The sequence below is a fragment of the Tunturiibacter empetritectus genome (assembly GCF_013410875.1).
GTDB lineage: Bacteria > Acidobacteriota > Terriglobia > Terriglobales > Acidobacteriaceae > Edaphobacter > Edaphobacter empetritectus.
The window spans coordinates 22,464-41,947 of the sequence record NZ_JACCCU010000004.1; the positions used below are offsets into that span (position 1 = coordinate 22,464).

The window sequence follows — 19,484 nt, forward strand, 5'->3', positions numbered from 1 at the left end:
AAGAAGCTTATGCCTTACTAACGTCGGTCACGATTCACTGAAGGTGTCGGCCTTTTCCGGCATATGAGGTGATTCGACATGAACTTACTTAGAGGCCTACCTTCAGCACGTACGTCCCTTTTAGAGGATACGACCGTGTCGCTTCAACAGAAGCAAAACGGGATTCGACAAACTCACGGGCGTGGGGAACGGTTTGTTCTGAGGCGTATTTTATGGGGCGTCGTCTCCGTGATTATTTGCTGTCTGTTGTTTGCCGCGGGATCGTTTGCCCATGCCCAATCTACGTTTGGGAGCGTTAGAGGCCAGGTGCAGGACGCTAGCGGCTCGGCGATTCCAGGCGCACAGATTGTGCTGCACAGTACAGATGAAAACACAGAGCGCACAGTCGATACCGATACTTCAGGTACCTTCATCCTTGAAAATGTAAAGGCGGGCAAGTACTCGTTGCGCGCTCATCGCGATGGCTTTGCCGATACCGTTGTATCGGGGATCTCAGTCGAAGCACGACAGGATTTGAGACTTGAAGCTACGCTCAATGTTGCGGCACAGATGACAACCGTGGAGGTATCGGGAGCAGCCGACCAGATCAATACGGAAAATGGAACGATAAGCGATTCAAAAACGAATATCGAAATGACGCAGTTGCCCCTGAATAACCGCGCTACCACCACGAGCCCGCTAGGCGCGCTTGGCCTGTCTCCAAACGTTCAGACAGACAGTTCCGGCAATATCGCTCTTGGAGGAGCGAGTTCTTCGATGGTAAATTTTTCCGTCGACGGCATTTCGACTGCCAACGTGCGGCAGAATGGAGCGCTCCAGGACGCCTATCCTTCACAGGAAGGCATCGCTGCAGTGAAAGTGACCGCATTCAACAATAGTGCGGAGTTTTCGCAGGTGGGCGATGTGACATTTACGACCAAGAATGGGACAAGCCAGTATCACGGGAGTGTCTTCGAGTATCTACAAAACCAGGCGCTGGACGCCGATCCGTATGGCTCCAGCGGCAAAGCCCCCAAGAAGTTCAATACGTTTGGGTTCTCGTTGAGCGGGCCGATTGTGATTCCGCATCTATATGACGGACACAGTAAGACGTTTTTCTTTGCGGACTATGAGGGCAACCGGCGCAGCACTGCGGTGTTCCAGCAATATGTCGTTCCGACGGCCGCGGACAGGAGCGGAAACCTTTCAGATATAGGTGGTCCTACGATTCCATCTGCCCAGATCAACCAGACAGCAAAGGCGCTGCTCGCCTATTATCCATTGCCGAATGTGGCTGGAGCTATTGACCAGGCACAGGCCATCAACTATCAGAACTTTCAAGCGACTCCGGCACGCACCGACGGTGCGGATATCCGGGTAGATCAGACGATATCATCCAAGCAATCGGCTTACGCGCGCTTCAGCCGCAAGAACATTACCACAGACTTTGCGAACCCTTTTCTGCCGAATGATTCGGATTCCATTCACAATCGGAGCCTGCTGATTTCGCACACTTACACGATTACCTCAAGGCTGCTGAATGAGTTCCGCTACGGCTTCACAAACGTTACGACCAACGTCAACTTCCCGATTCAAGGCTCCACTGCGCTGAGTCAGTTGGATCTGACTGGTGTGGATATCAGTCAGCACCCGCTAACCTATGCATTCCCCACCTTCAATTTCAGTGCGGGAACTCCGTTTCCAGTCGTTGGAAGAGACAAAGCAGGCGTAACCCAGTCGAAGACGACGCAGTTCAGCGATAACCTGACTTACAGCTTCGGCAAGCACACGGTGAAGGGTGGGATCGATATCCGTCGCGTTCGGTACTTCGATTTGGAGAGCTTTGCGCCACAGTTCGCCTCGGACGACTTCGGAGCATTCATATTTCAACCATCTTACGGAAACGCCCCAAGCGATCAGTTTATTGGCAATGCCTTTGGCGACTTCCTCGAAGGCGCGCCAACTACACTTTACTTCGCTGTCTCGAGCCCAGATGTTGGAGGAACCGCCACGCAATATAGTTTCTTCGCTCAGGACGAATTCCAAGTTAATAGTCGTCTAACGCTTAGCTACGGCCTCCGCTGGCAGATTCTCCCCGGTTTCCAGGAGGACGGCGGCAATCTGGCAAACTTCGATCAACGGAATAACTCGATTGTCGTTCCTGATGCTTTGGCGGGATACCTCACGCGTCAGAACATCACTTCTTCCAACACCGCTTTCCTGCAGTCCTTCAATGCGTGCCCGTCCGGCACGGCGGCTGGGTCGACCGTTCACGGGTTACCGTGCACCGGATACATCACGGCCAGCCAGGATGGATTGCCGCAAAGTCTGCGTCAGACCTATAAAGGTGACTTCCAGCCGCGCCTCGCGATTGCCTATCGTCCGTTCAACGACACGAAGACGGTGGTGCGTGCCGGATTTGGCATCTATACGATGACCAACCTCGGACCGTTATCGTTCAATAACAGCGGCAATCCAACTTCGAATCTGCACACCTATTCCAACTCCAACACCGCCGGACCGAATACGCCACAAATTGTCTTTCCGAACACGGCTCCTGCCACCTCCGGCGGTTCAATATTTGGCGGTGGCGGACTGGACCAGGGAGTTGATCCCAACTTCCGCGACCCCCAGTCAAACCAATGGAACGTGACCGTAGAGCGCCAACTCACGAACGCAACGTCGCTTCGTGCGAGCTATGTCGGCATGCACACCTACCGGCTGAGCATTACCGAGGACCTGAACCAGATTCCCGCCAGCACGATTCCGTACAACATGGGAGCAACGGCTGGAGCTTTCGTGGATTCCCGCGCACCATATCAGAACTGGACGACGCTGCTCAGCACGTTCAATGCAGGTGAGGCAAACTATCACGCGTTCGAGTTGCAGGCGACGCATCGTTTGGAGCATGGGCTCTACGTGGATGCAAACTACACCTACGCTAAGAGTGCGGCCGACAATCAGGGTGATGCTCCGAGCGCGTTCGCCGGCGAGGTCAACTACGGACTTCCCATCGCTGATCGGTTTCATATCAAAGAAAACCTCGGCAATGTTTCCGGTACTCGTCGCAACCGCATGCTACTCACGGGGATGTATCAACTGCCTTTTGGTAAGGGCCGACAGTACATGAGTACCAGCACAGCCAAGGATATATTTCTCGGTGGTTGGGATCTTACAACTATCACACTGCTTGAGACGGGCCCCTGGCTTACCCCCAGCATCAGCGGTTCTGCCGATCAGTCGAACACGAACGTCGTCAATCGCAGCGCTGTGCTGCGTCCGGATCTGGTGCCGAGGGGTACTGCCGGAGCAGTGACCTACAACAAGCTGTCCTTCCTGGCGACACCCGCAGGAGCAGGTCGCTTCGGGAACGCAGGAGTTGGGATCATTCAGGGCCCGGGGACGGCCGCAGTGAGCCTTGGCGTGGCAAAGCGGTTCGCTATCACCGAGAAGGTGAATGCACGGTTCGAGACGACTTTTACAAACGTTCTGAACCATACCAACTTTGCGCCACCCGTGACGGCAATCGATAACTCGCTATTCGGTCAGCTGACTGGCCCGCAAACGGCGGAGAACGCGGGAAATCGGACGGGACAGGCGGCGCTCAGGATCGACTTCTAGTTCGATTGCCAACCTTCGGGAGGCGAGAAGATCTCTTTCTCGCCTCCCTCTTATTCCTATCTCAGTATGCGGAAGTGCCTAGGGCGCCTGGTTCACATTTCCGGTAGCATTCCCGCCCAACAAATCGATCGATTTCACTCGCGCATGCAAAAGACGTTCTCGCTTATACGCAATTCCAATGTAGTCACAAATCTGATCTACGGCTCACGGTACCTTTACGGCGGTCCTTTCCTTGGTCTACGACAAAGTGGCGATTCACTCATTGAACCCGGATTGGTAACGCCGCCTAAAGCATTCCAAATTGGGTGAGTTTTTCGTAGAGCAGCCGTCGATGAATTCCGAGTCGACGAGCGGCGTCCGACTTGTTGCCGTGGGCTGCCTTCAGCGCCTGCTCGATGAGATGTCGCTCCCAACTCCCGACCGCCTCATGAAATAAAAGTCCCGTTGCTGCCTGGACATCGAATATGCCTGGTGCTGGAGTTTTTGCTTTGGTCAATTCCTCCTGTATCTGTTCGCCTGTTATGGCTCGTCCGCCTGCTTTGACGGCGGCGCGTTCGATCAGGTGCTCTAGTTCCCGCACGTTGCCCGGGAACGAATAGCCTTGTAAGGCTGATACGGCGTCTGCGGCGAGCCCGGTTTCGATGGCCTGATTTCGTTTGGCATATCGCGTGAGGAAATACTCCGCTAAGGGCAGGATGTCGGACTGGCGCTCCCGCAGTGGTGGCAGGCAGACGGTAAACGCATTGAGCCGATAGAACAGGTCGGCACGGAAGGTCTTTTGTTCCACATCGTCTTCCAATGGACGGTTTGTTGCAGCGATTACCCGAACATCCGTATGGACGGAGGCTGTTCCTCCGACTCTCTCGAAGGTGTGTTCCTGAAGGACACGCAGCAGCTTCGGTTGAAGAGAAAGCGGCAACTCGCCGATTTCATCCAGAAAGATAGTGCCTCCGTCGGCGGCTTCGAATTTCCCGCGTTTTTGGGCGATTGCTCCGGTGAATGCCCCGCGTTCATGTCCGAAGAGTTCTGACTCTAACAACTCGGGCGGCAAAGCTGCACAGTTGAGGATGATGAAGGGACGACGGCATCGTGCGCTGTTTTTGTGGATCGTGCGGGCAATAACCTCCTTACCCGTTCCCGATTCTCCCAACAGCAGAATGCCGACATCGGTAGAAGCAACCCTACCAATGTTCTTGAAGATTTCGATCCATGCCGGCGAGTTACCGATGAGCTGAGGCTTCGAGTCTTCTTCTGGCCCACTGATGTCTTCAATAGAGCGATCTCTGAACCGCTGTTGTCGCAGCAACTCTACCTCGCGCTGCAGTTCCATGTGCCGGATGGCGCGCGCAACCGTCGCGAGGGCCAGGTCGATGTCGAGCGGCTTGGTAATGAAGTCGTAGGCTCCAAGTTGCATCGCTTGCATCGCATTCGGGCCGGTGCCGTGGGCGGTGAGAATGATGACAGGCATGGTAGTCAGTAGCCCTTCCGATTGGAGGCTCTTGAGAAACTGCTCTCCTCCTCCGCCAGGCATCTTCCAATCGCACAACGTAAGGTCGGGTGTTGCGGTCTGAAGTGAGGTGATCGCGTCCTCAGCATTCGTCGCGACGAGGGTCTTGTAACCTGCATCCGTCAGCAGTTCCCGGAGCGTCTCGCGAAAGTTGCGGTCGTCGTCCACGATGAGTACTTCAGCCATCTTGCGTTGCCTCTTCATTCACCTGTCTTAGGGTATCGCGCTCATCACGATTCAACGGTAATCGGAGTGAAGCAATGGCTCCTCCACCCTCATCATTGGCGAGAAGCAACTCGCCTCCGTGAGACTGAACGATCTCGAAGGATATAGAGAGGCCGAGACCCGTTCCGTTGTCTTTGGTCGTGTAGAACGGGTCCATTGCATGGTTTAGAGCCGCTGGAGTGAAGCCTCGTCCATCGTCCATGACGTCGATACGCGCAAAGCCATTCTCCACCGCAGTGCTGATCGTGACGACCGCTCCTTCCGAGCTGCGATATGCCGCTGAATACACGGCATTTTCCATCAGGTTATCGAGCACCTGGATCAATCGCCCTCGATCTGCTATGACGATGTTCTTAGATGTAGCCTTGCAAACGATTTGGACACCTTTTGCCGCTGCTTTCTCTGCCCATGTCGAGGCTGTGGCCGTGCACAGATCATCCAGCGAGACAGCTTGAAGTTGAAGCTGAATCGGTCTGGCAAAGTAGAGGAGACGGCTGATGATCGTGTCCAGGCGGTCAATCTCTTCGAGAATGACCGTGCTGCTCCGCATGGCTGCTTCGGGATCGGCGGAGCGTTGCCACATCTGCGTCCGCATCCTGATAGTGCCCAGCGGATTGCGCAGCTCATGTGCAATACCGGCCGCAAACTGGCCCAGCGCGGAGAGCCGTTCGTTGTGACGTACCTGAGACTCCAGTGTCCGCTCATTTTCGATCTTTTCGTGCAACGCGAGTGCCAGGGAGTCAATGCCGTGGAGTACGCGACTGAACTCCTCCAAAGGCGGACGCTCTGTACTTTGAGGACCAGACGCCGTGAGGCCGCCCTCCATCGAGCCCAAACGCTCAAGAACGGTGTTCACTCCGCTCCGAATTTCCGTTGTAACGAAAACTGCAAGCAACGCTGTCATCAGTGCGGCGATGCCGAATCCAATGCTTCCAAACAGGAGCTGGCGACTCTGTCCGCCTTCGATTCCGGGAATACGCTCCATAAGCCACACGGCACCCGTGATTTCATCCGTAGTCCCAGTCGTCCGGTCTCCACCGGATTGCTCATGGATTGGAACCGCTACAAAGAGGATGGCGTCATGCGGCCCTTCAAAGCGAAGTGTCTTGATGGTGTTTGCCGCAACGGCTTCACGCGCAAGATTCTCAATCGTAGGCCGCTCGCGGTCTGGCATACCCTTCTCCGGCCCCGGCCCCTCATGGGTGGGAAAGGCGTATCCAATCAGAGCGTCGGCTCTGGCAGCGTAGAAGCCACCCTCGATGCCTTCCTCGTGCTGCAATGTTTCTGCCGTGATCTCTTTGAGCAGATCGGGCTTGGGGTGACGTGGCTCGCCGCGTTCAGAGCGTGGCGGCGGAGGAGCGGCGGGAGGAAACGGAGGCGGTGGTGGCCCCGGCTCAATCGTTCGCAGGGAGTTATCCGCAGTCCGATCGTCGGCATAGTTCCGTGCGAGATTGGAGGCTACGCTGACTAGATGATGCTCCGTGAGTGCGAGCGTCTCCGCGTGGCGGTTGCGAAGGAAGGTAAACAGACTGATTGCCGCGGCGGCGAGGAAAAGAAATGTCAGAACGACGAGCAATAAGATGCGTGAACGAAGGCTTCTCCAAAAGATCTTCGGCATTCGGCTCCTCTCGTCATCTTCTAGTACAGCTTTTATCGAGCATCTATCGCTATGGTATGCAACTTGGCTGCCATCGGTGGCGTGCCCGATATTGATGGCTGCTACAGGGATCAGATGCCACAGCCTCTCCGATACGGAACCCAACTGTACGCAATCCGCACACAACCTGAGGGGATTGCGGTCGGGTAAAGATGCTGTCGATGTCTCCGAACCACTAAGTGTGCTGCGATTGAAAGACTTCGGTCGTTTCGATGAATGGCACACCGCTTGCCTTACTGCGGGCAGAGGTACTGCCGATGAACATTCCATCTTCCCTGCGAATCACCGCTCTTGGGCTCGCATTTAGCCCTCTGGCGTTTGCACAGAGTCCGCCTCCCGGTCCGTCAATTTCGCCCGCAGACGGGCCGCCGAGTATGCCTGCTGCACCTGCGGCGTCTTCACAACTCTCCGTAGTGACCCAATCCTCTCGCGTCCGCGCCTTTAACGCAGGTCCAGGCGGAGAGGTACGCAGTCTGTACCTTCAGAATGGCAGCGTCGTTGATTTGGCACCCTCCATCGGCGAACAACTTGGCTCGGCAGTTCGCAAGGGCGAAAAGATTACCGTGATCGGCACGAAATCGGAGATCAATGGACAATCTTTAGTCGAAGCGGCGAGTGTCCGGCTGAACGATCAGACGTTCTCTGCGAACCTGCCCTCCGGCATTCCTCTCGCCCCTGGCGTAGTTGCTGAAGGTGCGGCCCCGCCACCACCAACACCACAAGCACCGCCGCTTGCACCTTCATCACGACGCAAGAATAAAGCTGCTTCACCCCCGCCCTGTGTCGGGTCGGCTGACACACCTCCACCCCCGCCCGATTTTGGTGGGCCTCCTCCTCCGCCACCGGCCGGAATGGCTCCACCACCACCGCCCGACGGAATGGCCCCCCCGCCACCGCCGCCCCAAGACTGAAAACTGTCTTATGCGCCATGCCGCTCCTGACCGGATGTGCAGGCCGTGTGAGTCTGCCATCCGAGGGGAGGCAGTCTATTTTTCGATGCACTGATCTCATCCGTTCGGTGGTGACAACTCTTCTTGCATCGAACTCTTAACCAGAGGAAAGAAAGGACTATGTTTTATGCTCCCGCCCAAAAAAGCCGCGAAGAAAGCTGTAAAGAAGGCCGCCAAGAAACCGGCAGGTCGCCACCACGATAAGCATCACCAGGCGAACGATCTGCGCCGCGCCTATGAACATATGGGCCGTTTGGAGATTCTCCGAAAGTCCCATAAATCATTAACGGCGGACGCTGTTGGCGAACTTACCAAGCTAGCCCAGAAAGAGATAGAAGGTGGACATCACAAAGATGCTGCCGATCTTTTAAGGGCGTCAGAACACCTGAGCTTCGCCGCTCTTGCCGGCGATAGTCATGGGAGTACTCGTATCTCTGCCGAACTTGAACAGTCCATCACAGAACACTTCGATGAACTGACGCGAAGAGCAGACGAGCACTGGGAAGGTCATACGGGGCAATCCAGCATTTTGGATGCACTCTATCAAAGCTCTCGCAGGAGTGCAGTGAGGGCGTTCAAGGATCGTGACTATCACCAGGCCCTCGAGTTTGCGCGTGCTGCGGAGGCCCTCGCTCATGTAAAGCAGGGTGGGCCACTCAAGCTTGAGAGAGGGCACAAGGACCTGCAGCTCAAAGGCGCATAGCACCGCGAGTAGCCCTCGCTACTTGCTGCCTAAATCGGACTGCTGCTGTAGTGACTCGAGGATTACCAGAAAGAACGGATGGTCAATGCTATGGATATCGATTCCGGCAAGAAGCAGAGTGTCCATGCTCTGGAAGCGACAAACTTCTTTCTCGCCGATGTGCAGACCGGCCTCGGTCCATTTCTCGCAGCGTATCTGGCTGGAGCAGGATGGGAGCCGGGACGCGTCGGGATGGCGTTGACCCTCGCCGGCATCATCACGGTTGTACTGCAGGCTCCTGCTGGTGCCATCGTCGATCAACTTAGGTCAAAAAGGTTGATTCTCGTTCTCGCCTCTGCTGTCCTCGCTTTGGGAGCGGTTCTGCTCAGTATCACTGCCGCTCCCTGGGCGGTGTACACATCTCAGGCTCTGATTGGCGGAGCGGGGCCATTTCTGGGTCCAACACTCGCCGCAGTCACGATGGGAATAGTCGGCGTTACCTTCTTCGACCGCCAGTTTGGCAAGAACCAGTCCTTCAACTCCGCCGGTAACGTGGCCTGTGCGCTCCTGATTGCGGGCGTGAGCCACCTGTTCGGCAATCGCGCCATCTTCATTACGGCAGCGGTGCTGACTGTCCCCACAGTGCTCGCCGTCCGTGCGATCAAAAGTAGCGACATCGACTATGACCTCGCACGCGGTGGTGCGAAACAAGTAGATGGGAAAGAAGTTCCTGCGAGAGCGTCCGTGATGAAAACGTTGGTTGGAGACCGGACCCTCCTATTCTTTCTTGCCTGCGCTTTTCTCTTCCACTTTGCGAATGCGGCCATGCTGCCACAGCTCGGCGAGATGCTATCGCACGGCGCGCGGGCCACTGCCGCCCCATTCATGTCGGCCTGCATCATCGTCACGCAGGTCGTCATCATGTGCTTCGCCCCGGCCATTGGACGCTTCGCGAACTTGCACGGACGAAAGCCGCTTCTGATGCTTGGGTTCGGCGTTCTTCCCATCCGCGCAGTTCTTTATACCCTCACCCACAACACGGAAAGCCTGATCGCTATCCAACTACTGGACGGCGTCGCCAATGCGATCTTTGGTGTTGTCTCGATCCTCGTGGTCGCAGACCGCACGCGCGCTACAGGCCGCTTCAATCTTGTGCAGGGTAGTCTCGCAACGGCAGTCGGGTTAGGCGCAGCTCTCAGTACGACGTTCGGCGGAAAGCTGATTCAGCACTTCAGCTATCGCATCTCTTTTCTATCTCTGGGAGCCATCGCTGCACTCGCATTTCTCTTGTTATGGACGGCGATTCCAGAGACGCTTCCGGAGCGCCACAAACCTGATAGCGATCCCTCTTCCCCAGCCATTACACAGGAGCTTCCAGCATGAAAACTATTGAATCGAAGAGTCCCTTTCAACCGCACTTACCCGATGCTGCTGGCATTATTAGCTGGGTCCATCTCGGCGACCTGCACATGACGAAAGCCGGCGAGCAAAACCATCTCGATCTGGCAGAGATCGTCAACGGGGTCAATCGAGCGTTTGCCGATTCGTTGAGCTTTGTCTTCCTGCCTGGAGACGTAGCAGAGGACGGCAGCCGTGCCGCCTACGCGGTGGTGCGTGGAGAACTCGATCGCCTCAACGTCCCATGGTGCGCCATCATTGGCGATCACGATGTTCATGAGAAGAGCTTTACGAATTTTCTGGAAGCGATGTCGGAGCGAACGCACTATGCATTCACGGTCGGCTCCGTTCGATTTGTGGCGATGAATGCGTTCGATGTACCGGAGCCCGGATCGTTCGCTGTGAGCGGGGATCAGCTTGCCTGGGTGAAGCGCGAGTTGCAGACTGCGACGGAGGCAGAACAGTCCAGCGTTCTTCTGCTCCACTGCTACCCAAGTGATCTAAAGGTCGGGGGTGGCGAACTCAAGGATGCTGTTCGCAACTTTGGCGTGCGACTCATCGACATGGGTCACACGCACTACAACGAGATTGCCAACGACGGAAGGACGCTTTACTCCGCCACCCGGTCTACCGGACAGATTGAAGAGGGCCCGGTCGGTTACTCTGTAATCAACATCGATGGCGATGTTGTGAGCTGGCGATTTGTTGAGTTGGGGAAGCTGCCAGTCGTGGTGATTACCTCGCCGAGTGATGAACGCTTACAGACAAATAGGGCCGAAAGTCCGAAAGAAAATCTGAAGGTTCGAGCGAAATTCTGGGGCGAGGCTGAGGCCTTGAAAGCAACAGCCTATCTGGACGGGCATGCTGTCCCTATGAAGCGGATCGACAATAGCCACGTCTGGGAGGCAAATATTTCTACTCCCCATGAGGGCATCTCTTCCTTGAAGGTCTCAATCGAGGATGCACGCGGGGAAGTCGCAACCGATGAGATTCGTGTTGTGATCGGAGATCTCGCGGAACGACAGCGCGTGGAACGCGATCAGGATAACGCGCTGGAGGCGTGGCCGGAGCATGGACTGCTTGGCACGCAGCTCGGACCCAATAAGAACGGGAAGAAGTGGTGATGATCCCTGCACAAATAGCGCACGTTGTTCTACCTTGTATCGTCGCCGTTAGCATCGTGCTTATGCTGATCCGCCCGCGCGGAATTCCCGAAGTCTGGTGGATATCGGGCGGAGCGTTCATTTTGATCGCGCTCCGCTTGATACCACTCAAGCTGGCCGGGCAAGCTGTTGCGAAAGGTAGCGATGTTTACCTGTTCCTGATCGGCATGATGCTTCTGAGTGAACTGGCGCGGGAACAAGGCGTCTTCGACTGGGTGGCCTCGGTAGCAGTACGCGGCGCAAATGGCAGTTGCTCGCGTCTGTTCCTGCTCGTCTATGTTGTGGGAACTCTCGTGACGATCTTCATGTCGAACGATGCTACTGCGGTCGTACTAACGCCAGCCATTCTGACAGCGGTGCGTAAGGCAAGAGTCTCACCTCTTCCATACTTGTTCGTCTGTGCGTTGATTGCAAATGCCGCGAGCTTTGTGCTGCCCATCTCGAACCCGGCTAATCTGGTGGTCTTTCATACCGGTATGCCGCCTTTAGGGACATGGCTGGCAGACTTCGGTGTCCCATCGCTGCTTTCGATAGTTGTGACGTTTGTCGTCATGCGCCTTATGTTTCGCAAGGAACTCTGCAAGACCATTGAGTGCGAGGTAGAAGATACGAAGCTCAGCGCAAACGGCAAACTTGTTCTCGCTGGTCTCGCGCTGATGATCGTTGTTCTGCTCACCGCCTCTGCCATGAAGAAGGACCTGGGGCTGCCGACCTGCCTTGCGGCGCTGGTGATTACCGCTGTTGTCTCCATCAAATCGAAGAGCAATCCCATCACACTCGCGAAAGAGGTTAGTTGGGGAACACTGCTGCTGGTCGCAGGATTGTTTGTCATGGTCGATGCAGTGGAAAGTCAAGGGGCCTTGGACCTGACGCAACGATGGCTCGCCTGGGCATCAAGTCTCGGCCAGAACGTGGGCGCAATGGTTGTCGGCTTCGCCGTCGGTGTAGCAAACAACCTCGTAAACAACCTGCCGCTGGGGCTTATCGCGGGCGGGACAATCCAAGCTGCCCATGCCACGGGACCGATAGCGAATGCAGTCCTAATTGGGGTAGACCTTGGGCCCAACCTCTCCGTAACCGGGTCATTGGCTACGATCCTTTGGCTACTGGCCCTACGTAAGGATTCTGGTGGTGAGACAGGGGAAGGAAACCTCGATGTCAGCTTCTGGCAGTTCCTGAAGATCGGTGCCATCGCGATGCCGGTAGCGCTCTTCGCCGCCTTGGGAGGAGCGATCTTGATGCAGATCCTCGTTGGACAACGTTAAAACATAAAGGAGAGCCGTATGAATGCCGGATGGATTATCCCTTTCATCATCTTTGGAGGCGCGTTACAGAGTTGCGGCGCAGCCATGAACGGTCAACTTAACAAGCATGTCGTGAACCCATGGCTGGCTTCGGCCATCTCGTTTGCGCTAATTACCTTCTTTTTCGCGGGAGCCTCGCTGATTCATCCGCACCCGCTGCCCACTCAGAATGACTTGGCCGAAATGCCTTGGTGGGCAGTCGTCGGCGGTTTGGTCGGAGCGGTACAAGTTTATGCTGGCCTTACGTTGGTCAACAAAGTGGGGGCGGGGCCATTCGTCGGCTTTACCGTAACAGCTGCACTCATCACCTCACTGCTGATCGATCACTTTGGGTGGTTCAGAATGCAGCCACATCCTTTGAACGTGGGTCGCATCATCGGTGGCGTGCTGTTGGTTGGCGGAATCAGCCTCATCGCCAAGTTCTGACACTATTCCTTTTAAACTAGAACCGGGCGCGATGGTCCCGGCACGGTATTTCAGGAGATCGACGTTCGTCCTAGACGTAAATTCCAAATTGCTGCCACAAGCCTGTCGATGTCTTCATTAGTGTTGTACAAGGCCAGCGAGGCACGAACCGTACTCTCCAGCCCGAAGCGACGCAGAATGGGTTGTGCGCAATGATGACCTGAGCGGACAGCGATGCCGTTCTGGTTGAGGTAATCACCGACTTCCTCGGTGCGGAAGCCATCGAGCACAAACGACAACACACCGGCTTTTTCTTTCGCTGTTCCGATGATATGCAGTCCGGGGATACAAGCAAGTTCGCTCGTAGCATCTCGAAACATGAGCATGAACTGCTCGTCTATGCTTTGCGCAAAGCTGTACTTGATTCCCCTCACTTTGTAAATAGCACCTTCGCTCGCCGGCAGTTTATTGCAGCGGACGCAGCCGAACTCTGTCTGTCCAACGGAATTGGAGATATCGCATGGGTAAGGGCATTTCACTCGCTGCAGTTCGTGGCCTCCTCGCCGTGATCGTGTCGTTTTCCTTGCCGGCGCTCGCCATCGGGCAAGTGACCCCGCAGATCACGCAGCGGGTTGATGCAAGCGTTCGAACACAGATCTCCGGCACGGTACACCCATTGGCTAATACGCAGAATGACCGTGGGCGGGTGGATGCATCTTTGGCCATGAAGGATATGGTTCTAACTCTTCACGCCAGCGCGACACAAAAAGCTCAGCTCAAACAGTTGGCGGATGATCTCCACAACGCCAGTTCGGCAAGTTATCACCACTGGCTGACGCCCGCACAGTTTGGCGCGCAATATGGTGCCGCCGATAGTGACGTAAAGGCTGCGAGTGACTGGCTGACCACCAATGGCTTCAAGATCGAGGAGGTCTCTGCGGCGAAGACCTGGATTCGTTTTTCCGGGGTGGCACAGCAGGTAGAGCAGGCCTTCGGGACAGAGATTCACAAGTACTCCGTAGAGGATGTTACTCACTACGCAAACGCCACAGCGCTATCTCTGCCCGCCGCGCTCGCACCGGCAGTCTCCGGGGTAGTCAGCATCAATAACTTCTTGAAGCATCCGCAGCATGTCACTCCAGGTACCGTCGCACGGAGTGAAGACGGCAAGCTGGTGCGGGTGAAAGGTAGTACTGCGGCACCCTCTACCGCTGGTGTCGACACAATGCTCGCGGCTGGCCCAGCCTTCACGTCGACCGGTTCGCAGGAAGAGAACTACCTTGCGCCGGGTGATTTTGCGAAGCTCTACAATACAACCTCACTGATCAACGCGGGAGTGAATGGCGAAGGTGTCTCGATCGCTATCGTCGGACGCTCCGATATCAGCCTGTCGGACGTCGAGGCTTTTCGCAAGCTCTTCAAACTTCCATTCAATGACCCAAAGATCACCTACGCGACAACTGATCCCGGTGTAATCTCGGGGGACGACGAAGAGGCAATTCTCGACGTGGAATGGTCCGGAGCCGTCGCTCCGAAGGCGAACATCAACTTCGTAATCGGTGCCAGCACACTTACAACCGACGGCGTCGATATCTCCGCCGCCTACATCGTTGACCACGCCCTCGCGCCCATCATGTCGATCAGCTTCGGCGAATGTGAGTCTGAGATAGGCGCAACGGAGATGGCCTTCTATCACGATCTCTGGCAGCAGGCGTCGGTTGAAGGAATCACGGTTCTAGTCTCATCGGGTGACGGTGGATCGAGTGGTTGTGTCATTCCAAGCGAATACCGTGCCAGTCCTTTTGGCCTGGGCGTAAACGGCCTTGCCTCGACGCCGTACAACGTGGCGGTGGGAGGAACGGAGCTCAACGACGTCGACACGAATACTTATTGGAATATCGCAAACGGTCCAAACCTGTCTTCGATCAAGGGCTATGTGCCTGAAACTGTTTGGAACGAGAGCTGCAACGTCTTTCTTCCAATCTCTGCGACAAATTGCTACTACAGTCCTAGCAATGAGAGCACCTATGCCGGAGGTGGCGGAGCTAGCTACTGCGCTACAACGACCACAGACCAAAACGGCAACGTCACTTGCGCAGCCGGTTATCCAAAACCCTCATGGCAGACAGGAGTAGGTGTTCCAAAGGATGCCGTTCGCGATCTGCCGGATGTGGCGCTTGCGGCAGCAGGCGGGCATGATGGGTTTCTGCTCTGCTATAACGGCTCGTGTCAGTGGACTACAAACTCGGATGGAAGTTTGACTCTGACGCAGGCCTCTGTGATCGGCGGAACCTCAGCGGCTTCGCCTTCATTCGCTGGCCTCATGGCGTTAGTGGAACAGAAAAATGGCACCTACCAGGGCCAGGCAAACTATCAGCTCTACAAGATCGCCGCACAGCAGACTCCCTCCGCCTGCAATTCGAGCGCGGAGACAAATCCTACCCAGCCGACGTCCTGCGTCTTTCACGACGTGACCGCCGGTTCGAATGCGATCAGCTGCCCTCTTCGTGATCCCAACTGCACGGTTTCGATTGCAGGCAGTACCGTGTTTGGCGATCTGAGCGGATATTCGGCCACAAAAGGCTACGACCAGGCCAGCGGCCTTGGTTCCGTTGATGCCGCGAAACTCGTTGGCGCGTGGGAGAAGGTCAAACTCCTCGGTTCTGCGACGAACCTCGCGCTTTCGAAGACCACCTTTCCCCACGGAACGTCAGTCACGGTTACGGCAGATGTGCAAGCTCTAGTCGGTAATGGAACACCGAGCGGTTCGATCGTGCTGCGTAGCAACGAACAGCCTCTTCTCAATCCGGAGGTCTTGACCGGGGGCACCTACTCGGGCGCGATCAATAACCTTCCTGGTGGCACCTATCGCATTAGCGCAGAGTACGGTGGTGACGCCACCTTCACAGGCAGCACCTCCAGTCCCGTCACACTTACGGTTTCGCCTGAAGGCAGCACCGCGACCGGTACAACATATACCGCCTCCCGCTTCTATATTCTGGGGAAGCGGCCGATCGTCGAAGCGTCCTCGGCGCAGCTTGCAAACAGCTTCTACGTCCAGTTCCAGATCTCTGGGCAATCCGGCAAAGGCGTACCGACGGGAACGATTGCGCTGAGTATGGGCTCGCAATCAATCGGCAAGTTTCCGCTCGATTCTACCGGGAAGATCTATGTTCCGTGCGGCCCCTACACAAACTGTGATTACGGGCTAGGTACTTATAGTTTCGTCGCCTCCTACTCCGGAGACAGCAGCTTTGATCCGAGCACGTCGAGCGTGCCTTTCACCATCACGAAGGGATCGTTGGAATATGGCGTAGCGCTAAACAACCAGACGCCGCCTCCCGGTGGTGAAGTTGTGGGCACGGTCTTCTTCAACAACGATCCGGCTGTGTTGCCGACAGGGCTGGTGACGCTTACACGTGACGATACCGGCGCAATCCTCGCCACAGGCACCATCAGCAAGAACGGTACGGCTGTGATTCCATTCCTCGCCCCAGCGGGCACATATAACGTCCTCGCAAGCTGGAAGGGCGATGCAAACTATCTCCCTGGGTTTCTCTTCTCCTATGAGCAGATCATCACTACGTCATCCGGGACATCGGCAACCAGGACGACCCTATCGGCGAGTGCCAGCACGGCTGCGATGGGCCAGGAGACCCAATTCATAGTGCATGTTGGAGCGACTGGAAAGACCACCAAGCTTCTAAGTGGAACGGTCACTCTCTACTCAGCGGAAGGTCAACTGGCTGGCTCCATGAACCTCGTGGGCGGTCAGGCCACGGGATTCGTTCAGTGGGGTCATGTTGCGGTCGAGAAGGTCTACGCTGTCTACTCTGGAGATGCGAACTTCTCCGCCAGCAGCAGCTCTTCGTTCACCATCACAGTCACACGAGCGACGGCGACTCTTGCGCTCAAGGCAAATGCCATCAAAGTGGTTGCGGGAACCGAGAGCAGTCTCACCGCTATCCTGAGCAGCGGACTTTCTTCAACCAACGTGTTGGCCCCAACCGGAACCATCCAGTTCTATGATTCCGTCAACGGAGCAGCAGAAAAAGCAATTGGCCACGCTCAGGCACTGAACACTGGCAACGGGGGAACCACCCTGGCAACTCTTGCTCCGGTGCTACCTGAAGGGCGAAATGTGATTACGGCTAAATACAGTGGCGATACAAATTGGAACGCCGTATTCTCGCTATCTTCAGCCGTGATCGATGTGACGGCTGCGAACGCAACAAGAAAGTAAGTGTCGATGCTATCTCCACAGTCTTCTCGGTAAATGTGCGCTCTTATCACGAACTTGTCTACTTTCCGTTTGTTGGCAATTCGTATGAGTTGTAGTGCATTTGACGGAGATTTGTTCTGCCGACCTACATGCCGTCTCGATTAGCGATCGCACGCGAGGAAGATCGCAGAGTGTCGACAAGCCGATCTTCAGCGTTTGTTTTTTCTGACGCCTGAGGAAACGTACCAGCGAAGCTGCACTGAGACGGTGTTCGAGTGCTTTGCGCCTCTTTCTGGAAGATACCGCCGGCATTGGTCAAACGAAATCCGCGTGGAAGATGTTCCAGAAGTTTCTCCTCTAGACGAACCTCTACATTGCGGTTCTGTCTCGATAGCGATGACTGTGCGACGTGGCATCGCGTTGCAGCCCGAGTGAAGCTGCGCTCCTCGGCGATCGCCAGGACCTGATCAACGTAAGCGAAAAAGACGTGCCGATTATTGCTTTTTCGAGCAGATTGTTTCATCTGAGGCAATAATCGGGAAATGTGGCCAAGTTATGATTCTTCTTTAGATAGGGCCAATTATCGAAATATGCCGACGATTGTGTGTCAATTCCGACACTAAGGCGTGTCTAATCTCGTTCTTCCCAAAACCACCCACGCATTTGCCGGCGCTCAGCCGAGATCCACCGGCTCCGGTGGTCCGACGTGATGGATAACGAAGGATTGCTGGCGGCTCGGGCAAAGCTGAAGAAGGGCAAGGTGCGTTACGTCCCTATGCCGTCGGAGTTGGCCGCGGAAGTTCGGCGCTATCCTGCGGTGATCGATGAGGATCGGATCACCCTCTCAATTAGAGAGAAAGGTATACATGAGCGACACAATTATTACTGAATCAACGTCCGCCGCCATCATCAATGCTCCGATTGATTTCGTAGACATTGCAGACTGGGTATTTACTCTTCCCGATAAGGAATATCAGCGCTGTTCCCCAACGCACATCGCTGCTGGCTTCACCACCAGCGATGAGGGCAAACGCATGTCATCGGAAAGACGACCCCGAGTACTGGGAGAATCTGAATCGCAATGGAATACCGTTCGAGTTAGCCAAGCAGGCTCAGAACATTGCTTCGGCAGCTCACAACGCTCAAGAGACACCACTCTTCGCCAACAGCATCGAGAAGAAAGCTCTCAAGCGAATGGAAAAGAAGAACTAAAGGTTGGGCGCTCAGGTATGACCTGGGCGCCATCTTGGTTCAGGGCACTGGATCTCATAGCAATGTGTTCCATGCGAGCTTAAGCCCTCATCATCAGAGCGCCCTTACAAAGACTGAGTATCCGGAAGGAACGAAATGCAAAGACTTCAAGACAAAATAGCACTTGTGACAGGCGCATCGAAGGGCATAGGCGCAGCGACCGCGAAGCAACTCGCTGCCGCTGGTGCATCTGTAGTGGTCAACTTTCACACCAGTGCCGATAGTGCTGACCAGGTTGTGAACAAAATCATCAAGTCGGGAGGAACCGCAGTTGCTGTCAAGGCCGACGTCTCTAACGAAGATGACATAGCGCGCCTTATGTTCCAAATCAAAGAGATCTACGGTCGTATCGATATTCTTGTCAATAATGCAGGGGTCTATGCCTTCGGACCGCTCGAAGCAATTACGGCTGCAAGCTACCATCATGAGTACGACCTGAACGTGTTATGGCTTCTCCTGACGACAAAGACAGCATTACACCTATTTCCTGCTGATGGAGGAAGCATCATCAACATCGGTTCAAGAGTCAACTCTATCGCCCCCGCCAACTCAGTCATCTCGTCAGCCAGCAAAGCAGCGGTCAATGCGATTAAGATGGTGCTTGCCAAGGAGCTTGGGCCTCGCGAGATACGTGTTAACTCACTCAATCCTGGCATCATCATGACCGAGGGTTTGTATCTGGCGGTCTGGCAGACATTCCGATGCGAAAGCACTATGAATCCATAACGCCCCTCGGGAGAATGGGCGAACCCGACGATGTTGCTCTTCCAGTCATCTTCTTTGCTTCGGATGATGCGTGGTGGATCCCCATACAAAGATCGGATCTCATCTCCTGAGTTCGCGGCTTCGGCGCTTGGAACGTGATGGCATTATCGAGCGCAGACTATATTGCGATCATCCCCCACTCTTTGAATATTTTGCCACGAACAAAGGAAGAGAACTCGACGAAGTTCTCTTTGCCGCAGCGAATTGGAATATCAAGTGGGACGAATCTGCAGACTAGCCTTCGCTCGCGGTCTTCGACAAAGTGACCGGTGAGAGACTCGGAACCATACCGACTACGAAACGTCAGAAGAGCATTGCGTACTAGCAATCTGTCGGCATCGGTTATTCCCAGAGC

15 protein-coding genes are annotated in these 19,484 nt (G+C 55.4%); 10 read left to right on the forward strand and 5 right to left on the reverse strand.

The window, feature by feature from the left end; translation table 11 throughout:
* Window positions 1-78: 78 nt before the first annotated feature.
* Window positions 79-3,600, forward strand: coding sequence for an outer membrane beta-barrel protein (locus tag HDF08_RS21075; RefSeq protein ID WP_179640680.1), 3,522 nt, complete (start codon window positions 79-81; stop codon window positions 3,598-3,600).
* Window positions 3,601-3,886: 286 nt separating this feature from the next.
* Here HDF08_RS21075 and HDF08_RS21080 read toward each other — a convergent pair whose 3' ends face one another.
* From HDF08_RS21080 to HDF08_RS21090, 3 genes are all read right to left on the reverse strand, one after another.
* A complete protein-coding gene (locus HDF08_RS21080; RefSeq protein WP_179640681.1) occupies window positions 3,887-5,293 on the reverse strand; it encodes a sigma-54-dependent transcriptional regulator in 1,407 nt (468 codons plus the stop codon).
* Window positions 5,286-6,950 (reverse strand): sensor histidine kinase, encoded by a 1,665-nt coding sequence (locus HDF08_RS21085; RefSeq protein WP_179640682.1) that lies wholly within the window; start codon window positions 6,948-6,950, stop codon window positions 5,286-5,288. The genes HDF08_RS21080 and HDF08_RS21085 overlap by 8 nt, the downstream gene beginning before the upstream one ends.
* 624 nt (window positions 6,951-7,574) lie before the next feature.
* Complete coding sequence (locus HDF08_RS21090; RefSeq protein WP_179640683.1) at window positions 7,575-7,919, reverse strand: hypothetical protein; 345 nt, start codon at window positions 7,917-7,919, stop codon at window positions 7,575-7,577.
* A gap of 147 nt (window positions 7,920-8,066) precedes the next feature.
* Between HDF08_RS21090 and HDF08_RS21095 the strand changes: the two genes are divergently transcribed.
* The 5 genes from HDF08_RS21095 (at window position 8,067) to HDF08_RS21115 (ending at window position 12,912) form a co-directional block, all read left to right on the forward strand.
* The gene (locus HDF08_RS21095; protein ID WP_179640684.1) at window positions 8,067-8,642 is read left to right on the forward strand and encodes a hypothetical protein; all 576 of its coding nucleotides are present in this window, start codon (window positions 8,067-8,069) and stop codon (window positions 8,640-8,642) included.
* 90 nt (window positions 8,643-8,732) lie between these two features.
* Complete coding sequence (locus HDF08_RS21100; protein WP_257031330.1) at window positions 8,733-10,004, forward strand: MFS transporter; 1,272 nt, start codon at window positions 8,733-8,735, stop codon at window positions 10,002-10,004.
* On the forward strand, window positions 10,001-11,143 hold the full coding sequence (locus tag HDF08_RS21105; RefSeq protein WP_179640686.1) for a metallophosphoesterase family protein: 1,143 nt from the start codon (window positions 10,001-10,003) through the stop codon (window positions 11,141-11,143). Before HDF08_RS21100 ends, HDF08_RS21105 begins: the two co-directional genes overlap by 4 nt.
* Entirely contained in the window at window positions 11,143-12,447 is a 1,305-nt protein-coding gene (locus HDF08_RS21110) for an arsenic transporter (protein WP_179640716.1), read from the forward strand. The genes HDF08_RS21105 and HDF08_RS21110 overlap by 1 nt, the downstream gene beginning before the upstream one ends.
* A gap of 18 nt (window positions 12,448-12,465) precedes the next feature.
* On the forward strand, window positions 12,466-12,912 hold the full coding sequence (locus tag HDF08_RS21115) for a DMT family transporter (protein ID WP_179640687.1): 447 nt from the start codon (window positions 12,466-12,468) through the stop codon (window positions 12,910-12,912).
* Between the two features lie 50 nt (window positions 12,913-12,962).
* Here HDF08_RS21115 and HDF08_RS21120 read toward each other — a convergent pair whose 3' ends face one another.
* Entirely contained in the window at window positions 12,963-13,430 is a 468-nt protein-coding gene (locus HDF08_RS21120) for an aminotransferase class V-fold PLP-dependent enzyme (RefSeq protein WP_373563251.1), read from the reverse strand.
* Here HDF08_RS21120 and HDF08_RS21125 point away from each other — a divergent pair.
* Window positions 13,412-17,134: an Ig-like domain repeat protein gene (locus HDF08_RS21125; protein WP_179640688.1), complete on the forward strand. Its 3,723-nt coding sequence runs from the start codon at window positions 13,412-13,414 to the stop codon at window positions 17,132-17,134. The two genes, HDF08_RS21120 and HDF08_RS21125, sit on opposite strands and share 19 nt — an antisense overlap.
* A 124-nt stretch (window positions 17,135-17,258) precedes the next feature.
* On the opposite strand, the gene HDF08_RS22305 is transcribed toward HDF08_RS21125, so the two are convergent.
* On the reverse strand, window positions 17,259-17,636 hold the full coding sequence (locus tag HDF08_RS22305; protein ID WP_179640689.1) for a LysR family transcriptional regulator: 378 nt from the start codon (window positions 17,634-17,636) through the stop codon (window positions 17,259-17,261).
* A gap of 343 nt (window positions 17,637-17,979) precedes the next feature.
* On the opposite strand from HDF08_RS22305, the gene HDF08_RS21140 reads away from it, so the two are divergent.
* The 3 genes from HDF08_RS21140 to HDF08_RS22310 all read left to right on the forward strand — a co-directional run bounded on the left by HDF08_RS21140 (window position 17,980) and on the right by HDF08_RS22310 (window position 19,367).
* On the forward strand, window positions 17,980-18,408 hold the full coding sequence (locus HDF08_RS21140) for a hypothetical protein (RefSeq protein WP_218884928.1): 429 nt from the start codon (window positions 17,980-17,982) through the stop codon (window positions 18,406-18,408).
* 52 nt (window positions 18,409-18,460) lie between these two features.
* Window positions 18,461-19,090 carry an SDR family NAD(P)-dependent oxidoreductase gene (locus HDF08_RS21145; protein ID WP_306459736.1) on the forward strand — a complete coding sequence of 210 codons (630 nt, stop codon included), beginning with the start codon at window positions 18,461-18,463 and terminating at the stop codon, window positions 19,088-19,090.
* Between the two features lie 73 nt (window positions 19,091-19,163).
* Entirely contained in the window at window positions 19,164-19,367 is a 204-nt protein-coding gene (locus tag HDF08_RS22310; RefSeq protein ID WP_353070315.1) for a winged helix-turn-helix transcriptional regulator, read from the forward strand.
* Window positions 19,368-19,484: the final 117 nt, after the last annotated feature.

Bases quoted from the DNA above. Each gene is read 5' to 3' on its own strand.
- HDF08_RS21080 (WP_179640681.1), bottom strand. From the start codon at position 5,293: ATGGCTGAAGTACTCATCGTGGACGACGACCGCAACTTTCGCGAGACG.
- HDF08_RS21110 (WP_179640716.1), top strand. From the start codon at position 11,143: ATGATCCCTGCACAAATAGCGCACGTTGTTCTACCTTGTATCGTCGCC.
- HDF08_RS21075 (WP_179640680.1), top strand. From the start codon at position 79: ATGAACTTACTTAGAGGCCTACCTTCAGCACGTACGTCCCTTTTAGAG.
- HDF08_RS21090 (WP_179640683.1), bottom strand. From the start codon at position 7,919: ATGGCGCATAAGACAGTTTTCAGTCTTGGGGCGGCGGTGGCGGGGGGG.
- HDF08_RS21140 (WP_218884928.1), top strand. From the start codon at position 17,980: ATGAGCGACACAATTATTACTGAATCAACGTCCGCCGCCATCATCAAT.
- HDF08_RS21105 (WP_179640686.1), top strand. From the start codon at position 10,001: ATGAAAACTATTGAATCGAAGAGTCCCTTTCAACCGCACTTACCCGAT.
- HDF08_RS21125 (WP_179640688.1), top strand. From the start codon at position 13,412: ATGGGTAAGGGCATTTCACTCGCTGCAGTTCGTGGCCTCCTCGCCGTG.
- HDF08_RS22305 (WP_179640689.1), bottom strand. From the start codon at position 17,636: ATGAAACAATCTGCTCGAAAAAGCAATAATCGGCACGTCTTTTTCGCT.
- HDF08_RS21115 (WP_179640687.1), top strand. From the start codon at position 12,466: ATGAATGCCGGATGGATTATCCCTTTCATCATCTTTGGAGGCGCGTTA.
- HDF08_RS21085 (WP_179640682.1), bottom strand. From the start codon at position 6,950: ATGCCGAAGATCTTTTGGAGAAGCCTTCGTTCACGCATCTTATTGCTC.
- HDF08_RS21100 (WP_257031330.1), top strand. From the start codon at position 8,733: ATGGATATCGATTCCGGCAAGAAGCAGAGTGTCCATGCTCTGGAAGCG.
- HDF08_RS21145 (WP_306459736.1), top strand. From the start codon at position 18,461: ATGCAAAGACTTCAAGACAAAATAGCACTTGTGACAGGCGCATCGAAG.
- HDF08_RS21095 (WP_179640684.1), top strand. From the start codon at position 8,067: ATGCTCCCGCCCAAAAAAGCCGCGAAGAAAGCTGTAAAGAAGGCCGCC.